Source organism: Pseudofrankia coriaricola (assembly GCF_032027725.1).
Taxonomy (GTDB): Bacteria; Actinomycetota; Actinomycetes; order Frankiales; family Frankiaceae; genus Pseudofrankia.
Window position 1 is genome coordinate 57,183 of record NZ_JASNFO010000063.1, and the last position, 14,490, is coordinate 71,672.

Here is a 14,490-nt window from a genome sequence, read left to right on the forward strand (position 1 = left end):
GGCTTATGGCGGTGGTGGGGCCGATCCCGGGCTGACGAGGTGGCTGGCTTGGCGCCGCGCTGATGCGCCGTCACCATCTGTGGCTGGGTTGCGCGCCTTGCTCGTCGGAGCGATATCGCACCTACTGAGGTTGGGCTGGCGGGTGCAGGTGCTTTGGCCATGGCGGTGCTTGGGGCGGGACGACCTCGGCTCGCCGGGCTGGAAGGTGTGCGCCTTGCTCGTCGGAGCGGCATCGCACCTACTGAGGTGGCTGTGTTGGCGTGATGCAGGCGCTGTGGCCATGGCGGTGCTTGGGGCGGGACGACCTCGACTCGCGAGGGCTGGAAGGATCGAAGCGTGGAGTACCTGTACATCATCGTCGTGGTCGCCGTCGTGCTGGTGGTCGCGGCCGGCGCGCTCGTTGGCAACGCCGTGCGCCGCCGGCCCCGGCTGCCGCGGGCCCGCTCCGGCGCCGAGGAGCTGACCGGGACCGCGCCGGCCGGCGGTGTCGGCACGCTGGAGGCACCACCTCGCGCGCAGGAGGCCGAGGCGGGCGCGCCAGCCGAGGTGGCTGAACCGCCCGGCCTCGAGGTGCCGGCGCCGGCGGTGGGCCGGCTCGTCCGGCTGCGCGCCCGGCTGGCCCGCTCGCAGTCGTCGCTCGGCCGCGGCCTGCTGTCACTGCTGTCCGGCGACGAGCTCTCCGACGACGACTGGGAGGACGTCGAGTCGACGCTGCTGCTCGCCGACGTGGGCGTCGGCGCGACCGGCGAGCTCGTCACGGCGCTGCGGGAGCGCACCGCCGTGCTCGGGGCCCGTAGCTACAACGACGTGCGGGAGATGCTGCGCGACGAGCTGCTCGCCCAGATCGGCACCACCGCCGACCGGTCGCTGCGCGTCTCGGCCGAGGATCGACCCGCGGTCATGCTGGTCGTCGGCGTCAACGGCACCGGTAAGACGACCACCTGCGGCAAGATCGCGCGGCTGCTGGTGGCCGACGGCCGGTCGGTCGTGCTCGGGGCTGCGGACACGTTCCGCGCCGCCGCCGCCGACCAGCTGGAGACCTGGGGCGGCCGGGTCGGAGCGGTCACCGTCCGCGGGCCGGAGGGCGCGGACCCGGCGTCGGTCGCCTTCGAGGCGGTGAAGCAGGGCATCGTGGACGGCGTCGATACCGTCGTGATCGACACAGCCGGCCGCCTGCACACCAAGGTGGGCCTGATGGACGAGCTTTCTAAGATCAAAAGGGTCGTCGTCAAGCAGAGCCCGGTCGACGAGGTGATCCTCGTGCTGGACGCGACGACCGGCCAGAACGCCCTCACCCAGGCGCGGGTCTTCGCCGAGGCCGTCGACATCACCGGCGTCGCCCTCACCAAGCTGGACGGCACCGCCAAGGGGGGGATCGTCATCGCCGTCCAGCGCGAGCTGGGCGTCCCGGTCAAGCTGGTCGGCCTGGGTGAGGGTCCCGACGACCTCGCGCCGTTTGAGCCCGAGGGCTTCGTCGACGCCCTGCTCGGTGACCCCGTCGGCTGACCTGCCTCGCGCGGCCTCGTAGGCCGGCCGGCCGGATGGTGTCTTTCGTGTCGGTTCTCCGCTGCCGGCCGATGAGCCCACAGGGTGGCGGGGGCGGCCGCGAAGTCCGGATGTGGCCTGAGACACACCAAGTTGCCCCCAGGTCTTTATTTCGGCCCCGGGCTCGATCTAGCATCTTCGGGCGGTCTTCTTTGGCCCGCTGACCGCGCCACGCACGTCCGCGAGGGTCCCCACTGGCGAGGTCCGGCCGGGGAAGCCAGCGTCCGGCGAGGTGTCCCGCCCTCCTCAACGGAGAGGGCGGACCCGGCTGGCGGTCATCGCCTGCCCGAGTCCGTGCGGCATGCCTCGCCGGACCGGCTGGCGCCGCGGCTTGGCGCTTCGCGCCAGCCTGGCGGGCGGGCGCTGAGCCTGACCTCCCCAGATCGCTAACCTCCCAGATCGGCTCCCAGACCTCCCCGATCGCTTACCTCCCAGCAGACCTCCCAGCAGACCTCCCAGATCGCTTCGCGATCCGGCAGGAACCCCGGCTTCGCGATCCGGCAGGGACCCTGTCGCCAATCGGGCAGGGACCCGGATCCGGTAGGGACCCTGTCGCCGATCCGGCAGGACTCTGCTCACACGTGGTTCCGGATCGAGGCCTATGACGATGCGACGGCGTTTGGGTTCACCCTTGGGGCGGGGGCCGGTCCGAATGCGTACCCTAGGACTGTCCGTTCCAATGCTGCCCGGGGCGTGGTAAGCGATTCTTCCGCCGAGTCGCGTTCGCCCGATGTGGTGGCGGTCGGCGGCTCGTCGGGGTGGTCGGGCCGGCCGGTGGCCGCGCGGACGGGCCCCTCCCACCACAGGCCAGCGATCCCGGAGAGTGCGCGTGTTCGACACCCTGTCCAGCCGGCTCGACACGGTCTTCAAGTCGCTGCGCGGCCGGGGTCGGCTGTCCGAGGCGGACATCGACGCCACCGCGCGGGAGATCCGGGTCGCGCTGCTCGAGGCCGACGTCGCGCTACCGGTCGTCCGCGCGTTCGTCGCGGCGGTCAAGGAGCGTGCCCGCGGTGTCGCGGTCAGCCAGGCGCTGAACCCGGCCCAGCAGGTCATCAAGATCGTCAACGAGGAGCTCGTCGGCATCCTCGGCGGCGGCACCACGACGCTGCGGATGGCCAAGACGCCGCCGACGGTGATTCTGCTCGCCGGTCTGCAGGGCACTGGTAAGACGACGCTCGCCGGCAAGCTCGGCACGTGGCTGAAGAAGCAGGGGCACACGCCGCTGCTGGTGGCCGCCGACCTGCAGCGCCCGAACGCGGTGAACCAGCTGCAGGTCGTCGGGTCGAGGGCTGGCGTCGAGGTGTTCGCCCCCGAGCCGGGCAACGGTGTCGGTGACCCGGTCGCGGTCGCCCGCGACGCCATCGCCCACGCCCGCCGGCAGGTCCACGACGTGGTCGTCGTCGACACCGCCGGCCGCCTCGGCATCGACGAGGAGATGATGCGACAGGCGGCCGACATCCGCGACGCCGTCGACCCGGACGAGATCCTCTTCGTCGTCGACGCGATGGTCGGCCAGGACGCCGTCACCACGGCGCTGGCGTTCCTCGACGGAGTCGGCTTCAGCGGTGTCGTGCTCACGAAGCTCGACGGTGATGCCCGCGGCGGCGCCGCGCTGTCGGTCGCGCACGTCACCGGTCGGCCGATCATGTTCGCGTCCACCGGCGAGGCGCTCGCGGACTTCGACGTCTTCCACCCGGAGCGGATGGCGTCGCGCATCCTGGGCATGGGTGACGTCCTCACCCTGATCGAGCAGGCCGAGCAGGCCTTCGATCAGGACGAGGCCGAAGAGATGGCGCGGAAGATGGCCGCGTCGGAGTTCACCCTCGAGGACTTCCTCAACCAGATGCTGGCCGTCCGCCGGCTGGGGCCGATCGGCAACCTGCTCGGAATGCTGCCCGGCATGGGCCAGATGAAGGATCAGCTGTCCCAGATCGACGATCGGGACGTCGACCGGGTCGTCGCGATCATCCGGTCGATGACGCCGGGCGAGCGGAGCGACCCGAGCATCCTGCAGAAGAGCCGCAAGGAGCGGGTGGCCCGAGGATCCGGGGTCACTGTCACCGAGGTCAACCAGCTGCTGGACCGGTTCGGCGAGGCGCGCAAGATGATGCGTCAGCTCGCGAACGGCGCTGGCATCCCGGGAATGGGGCGGGGGAAGGCGGCACAGGCTCGTAAGGCGCCGAAGAAGGGCAAGGGCGCAAGCAAGAAGGGCAACCCCGCGGCGCGCGCCGCGCAGGCGGCACAGGCCAAGTCCAAGCAGGCCGGCGGCGGTCGCGTGAGCGGGCCCCCCGGCGTCGACGGACTGCCGGGCGGCATGCCGCCCGCGGGGGTGGGGGACGTCGACCTGTCCGCCCTGCTCAAGCCCGGCGCCTTCAACCAGCCCGGACGCCGCGGTCGCTAGGACGGCCGCGCTCGGTGCCACCGGCTCAGGGTTCGGCGGGCTCAGGGCTCGGCGCCCGGCATACGCTGTCAGGGATCGGTCCGCATGGCTGGGCCTACGCCTTCCGGGCCGGGAAGCCGGCCGGGTCGGTCGTGACGGGTGGCGGGCGTCCAGCCGCGGAGACGATCTGGCAAACTGTAGGGGCGCACGAGCCCACGCCCATCAGCGTCGACGTGACGGGCCGGCGGGCCAGTACGCAGACTTCGGGGGAGGATCATCCCCCCACCCCGGTGCCGCGCCTCCGCGTGGCCCTCAAGCAATGGAGCTTTTCAACAACCGTGGCAACCAAGATCAAGCTGCAGCGCACCGGCAAGATGCGTGAGCCGCACTACCGCATCGTCGTCGCCGACGCCCGCACCAAGCGGGACGGCCGGGTCATCGAGGCCATCGGCCAGTACCACCCGAAGGACGACCCCAGCACCATCATCGTGGATGGCGAGCGGGCCGCCCATTGGCTGTCCGTCGGCGCGCAGCCGACCGACCCGGTGCTTGTCCTGCTCAAGGTCACCGGTGACTGGCAGAAGTTCAAGGGCCTGCCGGCGCCCGAGCCGATGAAGGTCGCGGCTCCCAAGGTCGACCGGCGCGAGGTCTTCCAGGCCGCGGCGCGCGAGGCCGCCGGTCTCGAGGAGAAGCCGGCCACCACGCCGAAGAAGAAGAGCAAGCCCGCCGCCGAAGGCGACGAGACGCCGGCCGCGGGGCAGTAGGTGCTCGAATCGGCGCTCGAACACCTCGTTCGAGGGATCGTCGACCACCCGGAGGACGTCCGAGTGGACCTGCTGTCGAACCGACGCGGCCGCACCCTCGAGGTCCGGGTGCATCCCGACGACCTCGGGAAAGTGATCGGTCGGCGTGGCCGGACCGCCAAGGCGTTGCGTACCGTCATGGCCGGCGTCGGCGGTCGCGGGCTGCGTGTCGACGTCGTCGACGTCGACCGGTGAGGTGGGCGGTGGGCCTTGCTCACCGCGGGCAATCCCTCGTGGCTCCTCCCAGACCGGCGACCGGGTTCCTGCCGGGTCGGCGACCTGGTGGGTCAGTGGTCTGGGAGGCCTGCCGGGAGGTCCAGATCCGCGTGAGCGGGCCGGCGGGGAAAGTGCTTCGGCCAGCGCGGGTAGGCATGCGGGCCGGCCATGGGTGACGCGATCGTTGTGGGACGGGTCGGGAAGGCGCACGGCGTTCGCGGCGACGTGACCATCGACGTCCGGACCGACGTGCCCGAGCGCCGGTTCACCGTCGGTGCCCGGTTCGACCGGTCCGGTGATGGGCCGGACCTGGTGATCGCCGAGTCGCGGTGGCACTCCGGGCGGCTCCTCCTGCGCTTCGAGGGCGTGGCCGACCGGAACGCGGCCGAGGCACTGCGTGGGACTGTGCTCACGATCGACGCGGATCAGGCAGGCGACGCGGCGGACCCGGATGAGCCGGACGATGACGGCGAATTCTGGTGGGACCGTGACCTGGTCGGCCTGCGGGCCGTTACCCCGGATGGGAGCCCGCTCGGCGAGGTGACCGACATCGTGCACACCGCGGCCGGCGAGTTGCTGGCGATCGGCAAGCCTGACGGCGGCGAGCACCTCGTGCCGTTCGTCCACGACATCGTCCCCACCGTTGACCGGGCCGGCGGCCGGATCGTCGTGGACGCCCCGCCTGGCCTGCTGGATCTCGGCTGACGGCAGGCCGCGTAGCCGGGGCCCTCCGCGTGGCTCAACGCCCTCCGGAGGCATGAAGGAAGAGCATCCTTGCGGCCTCCTTCGGCCCAGCCGCTGGTGGGAAGGAGGGATACCCGGCATGCGGGTGGACGTGCTCACGATCTTCCCGGCCTATCTGGAGCCCCTGCGTCTCTCGCTGCTCGGCAAGGCCCGCGACCGCGGCATGGTGGAGATCCACACCCGCGACCTGAGGGACTGGGCGACCGACCGGCACCGGACCGTCGACGACACGCCTTACGGCGGCGGGCCAGGCATGGTCATGCGCCCCGAGCCGTGGGACGCGGCGCTGCGCTCGATCGCGGGCTCGGGCGGGCCCGCGCCGCGGCCGCGTGTGATCGTCCCGACTCCGGCCGGGCGTCCCTTCACCCAGGCCTACGCGGCCGAGCTGGCCGCCGAGCCCTGGCTGGTCTTCTGCTGCGGCCGATACGAGGGCATCGACGCCCGCATCGTCGATGCCTGGGCCGATGACGAGGTCTCCATCGGCGACTATGTGCTCTCCGGCGGAGAGGTCGCGACGCTCGTCATGCTCGAGGCAATCACCCGGCTGCTGCCCGGCGCCGTCGGCAACGCCGAATCGGTCACGGACGACTCGTTCGCACACGGGTTGCTCGAGGGGCCGGTTTACACCCGTCCACCCGAGTGGGCGGGGCATCGGGTCCCGGACGTGCTGCTTTCCGGCGACCACGGCGCGATAGCCCGATGGCGGCGTGAGCAGGCGTTGCGCCGGACCGCCCAGCGCCGTCCGGACCTGCTCACGTCGCTCGAGCTCGACGACCGTGACCGGTTGGTCGTCGCCCAGGCTCTGGCGAGGGAGTCGCATCCGCCGGCCGGCGCGGCCAGCGCCGTCGCGGAGTCGGCCGAACCGGACGAACCTCTCCGGACGGCGGTCGACGCCGCGCCACGGGACACCGTCCCCCGCGACACGGCCTCACGGGCCGAGTGATCGTGGTGGCCCGCCGCGATGCGACGGGCCGGTCGTGTGGCACAGTAGGATGCAGTGTCCGCCGGTCCGTGGCCGGCTCGGCCGGGTCTCGGCGTCGGCGACCTGACGCGTGCTTGACACAGCGCGCCAGGTTCCGGCCCAGTCGGGTGCCCGGCCTTGATGATCGTGACGAGTTCGCCGCCTTAGGCGCGGCTCGCCGCGAGGACCCTCGGCGTTCCTCTCGGGTCGGCGAAGCCGATCTGAGAGGTCCGGATCAGTTCCTGGTCCGGCGTCAGGCCCGCCGGTCGGCACAGACCGGTGTCGCCACGGACCAAGCGATGCCTAGGACCAACTGCCACCACTGAGGAAGCGACTGCCATGCAAACCCTGGACAGCCTCGACGCCGAGTCGCTGAGGACCGACGTGCCCGAGTTCTGGCCGGGCGACACCCTCAAGGTCCACGTGCGCGTGGTCGAGGGAAGCCGCCAGCGCATCCAGGTCTTCCAGGGCGTCGTGGTCCGCCGGCAGGGCGATGGACTGCGGGAGACGTTCACCGTCCGCAAGGTCAGCTTCGGCGTCGGTGTGGAGCGCACCTTCCCGGTGCACAGCCCGATCGTTTCGAAGATCGAGATCGTGACCCGCGGTGCCGTCCGCCGGGCCAAGCTGTACTACCTGCGCGACCTGCGCGGCAAGGCCGCTAAGATCAAGGAGAAGCGGTAAGGCGGACTGTGGCGAAGCGCGAAGCGCTTCGCCACAAGCGCGCCAGCGCGCGCTGAGTCTGACCTCAGATCGCTGACCTCCCAGCAGACACCCGCCAGAAGCCTCCCAGCAGACCTCCCAGATCGCTCCGCGATCCGGCAGGAACCGCGGGTTCCGCCGATCCGGTAGGGACCGGGTTCCGCCGATCCGGCGGGTCCTGTCATCTGTCTTGGTGGAACCCCGGTCGGGCGCTGAGCGCGCGGCCTGTGTGAGGTCGGAAGCGCGGAAGGCGTTAGGCCGGCGCCTTCAGGCGCGCGGATACCGGGCGCGGGATGTGTCCCCGCCCGGTTGCTCCGAGCCGGCCCGGACGCTGGTGCTCTGCTCGCACCAGGTGCTGGGGCTGCGTCACCCGCTCCAAGACCGGACGACTCTGAACAACGTCCGCCCATGCTCGGCGTGGCGGGGATGGGTGCGTGCGGGCGTGCTCCGGGCGGATGGACGAAGATAGACGGGTCGTGACCGAGCGCCGGCAGGCGGGGATAACGGCTGCCGCGCTCGGGAACTCGAATACCCCGGCTGGTCGACATCGTGTGGTCACGGGCCTGCCTGGCGAGGCGCCGGGGTCCCGGCCCCGCCGAGGATCACAACGTGAGGTGGCGTAGTGAGCTCGTCCGAGCAGGGCACTCCGGACCCGGCCGATATCGGAGGCGCGTTGCCTGCTGGGGCCGGCCTGGGCTCCGGGCGGTCGCCGGCCGGCGGGTCACGGCCCGCGCGCGGGCCCGCGCCAGCCGCGGACCGCGGTGCCTGGGACGACGACGGCCTCGGTCCGGCGGCCGGCGACGGTGACGCCGAGGGCGACCGCGTCGCCGACGAGCCCGATGACTCCGCCAAGCCCACAACCCGCCTAGGTCGGCGGGTACGCGACGCGGACCTGCCCGATCGGCTTCGCCGATCGGGCAGGAACCCCGGGCGCGCGCGGCCCGGGCGCGGCGACCGCGAGGACGGGCGCGGCTCGTTCCTGCGCGAGCTGCCCGTTCTCGTGCTCATCGCCTTCGTCCTGGCGCTGCTGATCAAGGCCCTGCTCGTACAGGCCTTCTGGATCCCGTCGGAGTCGATGGAGCGGACGCTGCTCATCAACGACCGGGTGCTGGTGAACAAGGTCGTCTACCACTTCCGTGACGTCCACCGCGGCGACATCGTCGTGTTCAACGGGGACGGGACCGGTTTCCAGAGCCACGAGTCGGTGATCGCCCCGCCGAGCAACGGGTTCAGCCGGTTCGTCCGCGGCACCCAGAACCTGCTCGGTCTGGGCGCGCCCAGCGACAAGGACTTCATCAAACGAGTCATCGGCGTCGGTGGCGACACCGTGAGCTGCTGCGACAGCGACAACCGGGTCATGGTCAACGGCAAGGCGCTCGACGAGCCGTATGTCTTCGAGAACGACTTCCAGCCCTTCGCCCCGGTGAAGGTGCCCGATGGCCGGCTGTGGGTGATGGGCGATCACCGCGGCGCCTCGTCAGACTCGCGCGCGAACGGGACGATCCCGACCAGCGCCGTCGTCGGCCGCGCGTTCGTGCGCGTCTGGCCACTCAGCCGGTTCGGTTTCCTCACCGTTCCCGGCACCTTCCATGGCATTCCGGCGGCCAGCTCGGCGCGTCCCGTCACCGGCACCGCCACTCCCGGTACCCAGGGCGATGAGTCGCTGCCGGTCGGAACGCCCGCTTCGGTGCCTCTCGTCGGCGTGCTCGCACTCGCCATTCATGCCGGCGGCGGCCGACGCGGGCTGTCGCCGGGCCGCGGGCCGGGCGGCGGGCGGGCGTCGTGTCGAAACGGACGACGGTGGGCGCGGTGGCGACGTTCGCGATGAGGCCCCCGGGCGTGGTCATCCGGCGCGACAGCGGTCTGTTCGGCTACGAGCGAGCGCTCGCGCGCCGCGGTCTTGGCCCGGTGGCCGGCGTCGACGAGGCGGGCCGTGGCGCCTGCGCCGGCCCGCTGGTGGTGGCCGCGGTCATCCTTGATCCGCGCAGGACCGGGCGCCTCAGTGCCCTCGCCGACTCCAAGCTGCTGACCGAGCGGGTCAGGGAACGCGTCTATGACGACGTGACGGCCGTGGCGTCGGCGTGGTCCGTGGTCGTGATCCCGGCGGCCGACATCGATCGGCACGGGCTGCACGTCATGAACATCGCCGGGATGCGTCGCGCCGTGGCGCGCCTCGCGGTACGGCCGGGATATGTGCTCGTCGACGGGTTCCCGGTCCCTGGGATCGACGCGCCGTCGCTCGCGGTGCGAAAGGGCGACCGGGTCGCGGGCTGCGTCGCGGCCGCCTCCGTCATCGCCAAGGTCACTCGGGACCGGATCATGTGCCGGCTGCACGAGCGCTATGGCGAGTACGATTTCGCGCAGCACAAGGGATACGTCACCGCCGCGCACGCCGCGGCACTGGCGCTACACGGGCCGTGCAAGGAGCACCGCCTGTCGTATGTCAATGTCCAGTCCCTGGTCGCGCAGGGTGGGGACTTTCGATCGGTGCGGCTGGAGGAGACCGTGGCAGTGGCCGGCCGGCAGGACACGGAGACCGTATGAGCGCCGAGGACCTCGAGAAGTACGAGACCGAGATGGAGCTGCAGCTCTATCGGGAGTACCGGGACGTGGTCGGGCTCTTCTCGTATGTCATCGAGACCGAACGCCGCTTCTACCTCGCCAACGAGTACAAGATCGACGTCCGGAACACCTCGGACGGCGAGGTCTTCTTCGAGCTGACGCTGCGGGACGCCTGGGTGTGGGACATGTTCCGGCCCGCGCGTTTCGTGAAGAACGTCCGGGTTGTCACGTTCAAGGACGTCAACGTCGAGGAGCTCACGAAGGCAGAGCTGTAGCGCGGAGGCCACATTCCCCGTACTCCCGGTCACTGGTTGCGCCCGGCCTGACGTGACGGCTCGGCGGCTGGTGTCTCGCGCCGAGCCCCGGGTTCGGGTGGGCCGTGGCCGGTGAGGCCCCTCCTGGCTGACCCGTCTTCCTGCCACTTCTGTGGACGGCGGACCGTTGTCCACAGGAGCGTCGGGCGGCCTCGACGCGGGGCCGCCGGGCTCGCACGCTGATCCCGCTGGCGGCAGCAGCCGCCGTGGGCGGCGCACCGTCCTGGCAACAGCCAGGCCACGCCGCTCGGGTGAAGCCGGTCGTGGACGGCCGGCGGACGGCGGGGGTCCGGCTGTGACATCCAGGCCAAGAACGGGCCACCAGGCCAAGGACGTGCTCGGTCGGTTCGGTGAGGAACTGGCCGCGCGCCACCTCGTCAAGTGCGGCGCCGAGATCCTCGACCGGAACTGGCGGTGCCGCGAGGGCGAGCTGGACATCGTCGCCCGCGAGGCGGGCACGCTGGTGTTCTGTGAGGTCAAGACCCGCTCCGGAACGCGGTTCGGCACACCGGCGGAGGCCGTCGTGGGCCGCAAGGCCGCCCGGGTGCGCCTGCTGGCCGTGCGCTGGCTCGCGGAGCACCCGCGCGTGCGCGGCCCGGTGCGTTTCGACCTGTTGGCGGTCAGCCGCGACGTGATACCGGGCGAGCCCGGGGCGATGCGCGTCGAGCACCGGCGCGGGGCGTTCTGATGGCCCTGGCTCGGACCCTCGCCGTCGCCGTCGTCGGTGTCGAGGGCCACCTGGTGGAGGTGGAGGCCCACCTTTCCGGCGGCCTGCCCGGCCTCGCGCTGATCGGGCTGCCCGACGCGGCGCTCGCCGAGGCCCGCGACCGAGTCCGTGCCGCGGTCCTCAACTCCGGGCAGAAATGGCCTGACGAGCGGATCACCGTCGGGCTGTTCCCGGCGACCCTGCCGAAGTCAGGCAGCTCCTTCGACCTGGCGGTGGCACTCGCGATCCTCGCCGCCGCGGGTGTCGTCCCGTTGCCCGACCCGCGCCGACGCGTGGTGCTCGGCGAGCTCGCGCTGGACGGGCGGGTGCGCCCGGTGCGCGGCGTGCTGCCAGCGGTGCTGGCCGCCGTGGGCGCGGGCGTGAGCAGGGTGGTGGTCCCGGTGCGTAACGCCGCCGAGGCGGCGCTCGTCCCCGGCGCCGAGGTCGAGCCGGTCCCTGACCTGCGCAGCGCGATCGGTCTGCTGCGCGGTGAGTACGAGCCCGAGCCGGCTCTGGCCATGGCGGGCGACGTCGCGGACCTCCCGGGTCGGCTTCGTCGATCCGGCAGGAACCCCGGCCCCGCGTGGACGGACGAGACGGATCTTGACCTCGCCGACGTCGCCGGGCAGAGCCGCGGCCGGCTCGCGGTCGAGGTCGCCGCCGGCGGCGGCCATCACCTGTACATGCAGGGGCCGCCGGGCGGCGGTAAGACGATGCTGGCCGAACGGCTGCCAGGGCTCCTGCCTGATCTGGACCTAGAGGCGGCCATCGAGGTGACGGCCGTGCACTCGGTGGCCGGCGTACTGCCCTCCGACACGCCGCTGGTCAGCCGTCCGCCTTACCGCAGCCCGCACCACAGCGCGACGCCGGCCGCGCTGGTCGGCGCCGGCACCACCGTGATCCGTCCCGGGCTCGCCTGCCAGGCACACCGCGGGATTCTTTTCTTGGATGAGGCCCCCGAATTCGGGCGGACCGCGCTCGACGCGCTGCGGCAGCCGCTGGAAAGCGGCATGATCGAGATCGCGAGGGCGCGGATGACCACCCGGTTCCCCGCCCGGTTCCTGCTGGTACTGGCGGCCAACCCATGCCCGTGTGCCAAGACCGGCGTCAGGGGCGCGAACGCCTGCGAGTGCCCCAGCATGGTCCGGCGCCGCTACCAGGCGCGGCTGTCCGGCCCCCTGCTCGACCGGATCGACCTGCAGGTCGAGCTCGGAGCACCCAGCCGGGCTGAGCTGCGGGCGGACGTCGGCTCGGCCGAGTCCAGCGCGCTGGTCGCCGAGCGGGTCGCCCAGGCGCGGGCGGCCATGGCCGCGCGGTTGCACGGCACCCCGTGGCGGACGAACGCGGAGGTGCCCGGCGCGACGTTGCGGCGCCGCTGGCCGCTGTCGCCGTCGGTCACGTTCGCCGCCGACCGGGCCTACGAGACCGGGTCGCTCACCGCTCGCGGTCTCGACCGGGTGCTGCGGGTCGCGTGGACGCTGGCCGACCTGCGTGGCCTGGACCGGCCTGGTGGGACGGAGCTCGGCCTCGCGTTGAGCCTGCGCATCCCCGGGCGGGAAGCATGAACGCGCCAGATTCTCCCGCCGGGCAGGCCGGGCAGGCTGGCCTGGGCCTTGACGGCGCTCCAGACGGCGAGGGCTCGGCGGACCGGCTCGCGCGGGCGGCACTTTCGCACCTCGTCGGGTATGGCAACGTGCGACTGGCGGGTCTGCTGCGCACCGTTGGCCCCGCCGAGGCCTGGGCCCAGATCCGCGCCGAGCATCCGGACATCGAGCCGCGCCGCGACCTGGACCGGCTGCGCCAGCTCGGTGGGTGGCTGGTCTGCCCCGGGGACCCGGGCTGGCCGTCGGGCCTCGACGGCCTGGACCGGGTGGCGGAGCGGGGCGAGCCGGAGTACGGCGCGCCGCTCGCGCTCTGGGTCCTTGGCGAAGCCGACGCCGCGCGGAAGGTTCTCACGGACGGTGACCAGCGCGGCGTCGCGGTTGTCGGCAGCCGGGCCGCCACCGCCTACGGGCAGCACGTCGCGAGCGAGCTGGCATGCGCGTTGGCCGAACGGGAGTGGACGGTCGTCTCGGGCGCGGCGTTCGGGATCGACGCCGCCGCGCACCGAGGCGCTCTCGCCGGCGGCGGAATGACGGCGGCCGTGCTCGCCTGCGGCGTCGACATCCCCTACCCGGCCGCGCACGCGCGGTTGCTCGAAGAGATCCGTGGCAACGGTCTGCTGGTCAGTGAAGTGCCGCTGGGCAGCCCCCCGCTGCGTCGACGTTTTCTCATCCGTAACCGACTTATCGCCGCGCTCACCAGAGGCACCGTGTTGGTCGAGGCGGGTGTGCGCAGCGGCGCGCTCAGTACCGCGCGGCATGCCCGCCGGCTGGGCCGCGGGCTCATGGTCGTCCCCGGCCCGGTGACCAGCGCGATGTCGGCCGGCTGCCACCGGCTGCTGCGTGACCACCGCGAGGACTGTGCGCTGGTCACCGACGCGCGCGACATCGAGGAGGAGATCGGGCCGGTTGGTCTCGCTGGCGGCCCCGCGGGCGTTCCCACCGGCCCACGCGACGATCTGCCCGCGGCGGTTCACGCCCTGCTGGAGGCCATGCCGACGCGCGGCGTCGCCGGCGTCGCGGTGCTGGCGCGGCGAATCGGCCGGGAACCCAACGAGGTGCTCGCCATGCTCGGCCCGCTCGAACTGGAAGGACTCCTCGAGTCCAGGCCGGACGGCTACCGGCTGACCGCGCTCGGACGCGGTCCGGACCGGCCTCGGCCGACCCGGCCCTCGCTGGCCCAGCGCCACCCCGCGGCACCCGACCCGGCCGGCTCGGCCCCGGCCGGCACGTCCCACGTCGGCATGCCCAACGCGGATGCGGACGATGACGCCTTGTTCCCGATGCGGGAGGTAAACCCATGACCCCGAACAATCAGCTCGCCGGACTGCGTGCCGCCCTGCGGCTTGTCCAGCGCGACCTCGACAGCCATCCGGGTGACGGTCCCGCCATCGGCACCGACGACGACGGGACTGGTGGCCTCGACCTGGACGGCGACGGCTCGGGCGAGGCCACCGGACTCGCCGTCGCGGGGAGCAGCCGGTTCCGACTGGTCGGCACCGAGCAGGGGTTCTTCGTGGCCCTGCCGGACGGACGGTTCTGGCCGGCGGGTGCCGGGCCGTTGCCTCTCGGCGCCGAGGGGGACGAAGCCGTTCTCGCCGTCGCCCTGGGTGTGCAGGAGTGCTTCGCGGAGATCCTCTGGCATGCCTGGCCGCGCTGCCCGCGGCACGGCGCGGCGCTTCGCGCCGAAGCCCGGACTCCGGCCGACGAGGTGATCTGGCGCTGCGGCGCGGACGAGGGCCACGACGTAGCCCCAGTCGGACACCTGGCGATTGCGGCCCCGCGTCCCTCCGCGACTCCCCGCCAGGCATTTGCCGGATCTTCCCCCGCGCAGCCCGGCCCCGAGACGGACAACTGACCGGCCGTCCGGCGGCTGTCGCCGCGCCGCACGGTTGTCGTCGCAATCGGAGGGGCGGGCGGAGATGCGTACATCGGCGGGATGGCGAACGCGCGATCAAG

The 14,490-nt window shown here is 72.4% G+C and carries 14 protein-coding genes; all 14 read left to right on the forward strand.

What is annotated here, in order from left to right:
• The first annotated feature begins 336 nt into the window (after positions 1-336).
• Positions 337-1,506 (forward strand): signal recognition particle-docking protein FtsY, encoded by a 1,170-nt coding sequence (ftsY, locus tag QOZ89_RS29910; protein WP_071050570.1) that lies wholly within the window; start codon positions 337-339, stop codon positions 1,504-1,506.
• An 868-nt stretch (positions 1,507-2,374) separates the two neighbouring features.
• The gene (gene ffh / locus QOZ89_RS29915) at positions 2,375-3,946 is read left to right on the forward strand and encodes a signal recognition particle protein (protein ID WP_071050569.1); all 1,572 of its coding nucleotides are present in this window, start codon (positions 2,375-2,377) and stop codon (positions 3,944-3,946) included.
• 317 nt (positions 3,947-4,263) lie between these two features.
• The gene (gene rpsP, locus QOZ89_RS29920) at positions 4,264-4,689 is read left to right on the forward strand and encodes a 30S ribosomal protein S16 (RefSeq protein ID WP_071050568.1); all 426 of its coding nucleotides are present in this window, start codon (positions 4,264-4,266) and stop codon (positions 4,687-4,689) included.
• Entirely contained in the window at positions 4,690-4,923 is a 234-nt protein-coding gene (locus tag QOZ89_RS29925) for an RNA-binding protein (RefSeq protein WP_071050567.1), read from the forward strand.
• A gap of 189 nt (positions 4,924-5,112) precedes the next feature.
• A complete protein-coding gene (gene rimM, locus QOZ89_RS29930) occupies positions 5,113-5,649 on the forward strand; it encodes a ribosome maturation factor RimM (protein ID WP_071050566.1) in 537 nt (178 codons plus the stop codon).
• Between the two features lie 118 nt (positions 5,650-5,767).
• The gene (gene trmD, locus QOZ89_RS29935) at positions 5,768-6,631 is read left to right on the forward strand and encodes a tRNA (guanosine(37)-N1)-methyltransferase TrmD (protein WP_241841944.1); all 864 of its coding nucleotides are present in this window, start codon (positions 5,768-5,770) and stop codon (positions 6,629-6,631) included.
• 357 nt (positions 6,632-6,988) lie between these two features.
• On the forward strand, positions 6,989-7,330 hold the full coding sequence (gene rplS / locus QOZ89_RS29940) for a 50S ribosomal protein L19 (RefSeq protein ID WP_071050565.1): 342 nt from the start codon (positions 6,989-6,991) through the stop codon (positions 7,328-7,330).
• 640 nt (positions 7,331-7,970) lie between these two features.
• Complete coding sequence (gene lepB, locus QOZ89_RS29945) at positions 7,971-9,176, forward strand: signal peptidase I (RefSeq protein ID WP_083419090.1); 1,206 nt, start codon at positions 7,971-7,973, stop codon at positions 9,174-9,176.
• Positions 9,173-9,892, forward strand: coding sequence for a ribonuclease HII (locus QOZ89_RS29950; RefSeq protein ID WP_071050642.1), 720 nt, complete (start codon positions 9,173-9,175; stop codon positions 9,890-9,892). The genes lepB and QOZ89_RS29950 overlap by 4 nt, the downstream gene beginning before the upstream one ends.
• Positions 9,889-10,185 carry a DUF2469 domain-containing protein gene (locus QOZ89_RS29955; RefSeq protein ID WP_007516692.1) on the forward strand — a complete coding sequence of 99 codons (297 nt, stop codon included), beginning with the start codon at positions 9,889-9,891 and terminating at the stop codon, positions 10,183-10,185. Before QOZ89_RS29950 ends, QOZ89_RS29955 begins: the two co-directional genes overlap by 4 nt.
• A gap of 334 nt (positions 10,186-10,519) precedes the next feature.
• A complete protein-coding gene (locus QOZ89_RS29960; protein ID WP_071050564.1) occupies positions 10,520-10,912 on the forward strand; it encodes a YraN family protein in 393 nt (130 codons plus the stop codon).
• Positions 10,912-12,495, forward strand: a complete 1,584-nt coding sequence (locus QOZ89_RS29965; protein ID WP_071050563.1) for a YifB family Mg chelatase-like AAA ATPase — start codon at positions 10,912-10,914, stop codon at positions 12,493-12,495. Before QOZ89_RS29960 ends, QOZ89_RS29965 begins: the two co-directional genes overlap by 1 nt.
• Positions 12,492-13,835, forward strand: coding sequence for a DNA-processing protein DprA (dprA, locus tag QOZ89_RS29970; protein ID WP_083419089.1), 1,344 nt, complete (start codon positions 12,492-12,494; stop codon positions 13,833-13,835). Before QOZ89_RS29965 ends, dprA begins: the two co-directional genes overlap by 4 nt.
• Positions 13,832-14,389, forward strand: coding sequence for a hypothetical protein (locus QOZ89_RS29975; protein WP_071050562.1), 558 nt, complete (start codon positions 13,832-13,834; stop codon positions 14,387-14,389). The genes dprA and QOZ89_RS29975 overlap by 4 nt, the downstream gene beginning before the upstream one ends.
• The last annotated feature ends 101 nt before the right edge of the window (positions 14,390-14,490 follow it).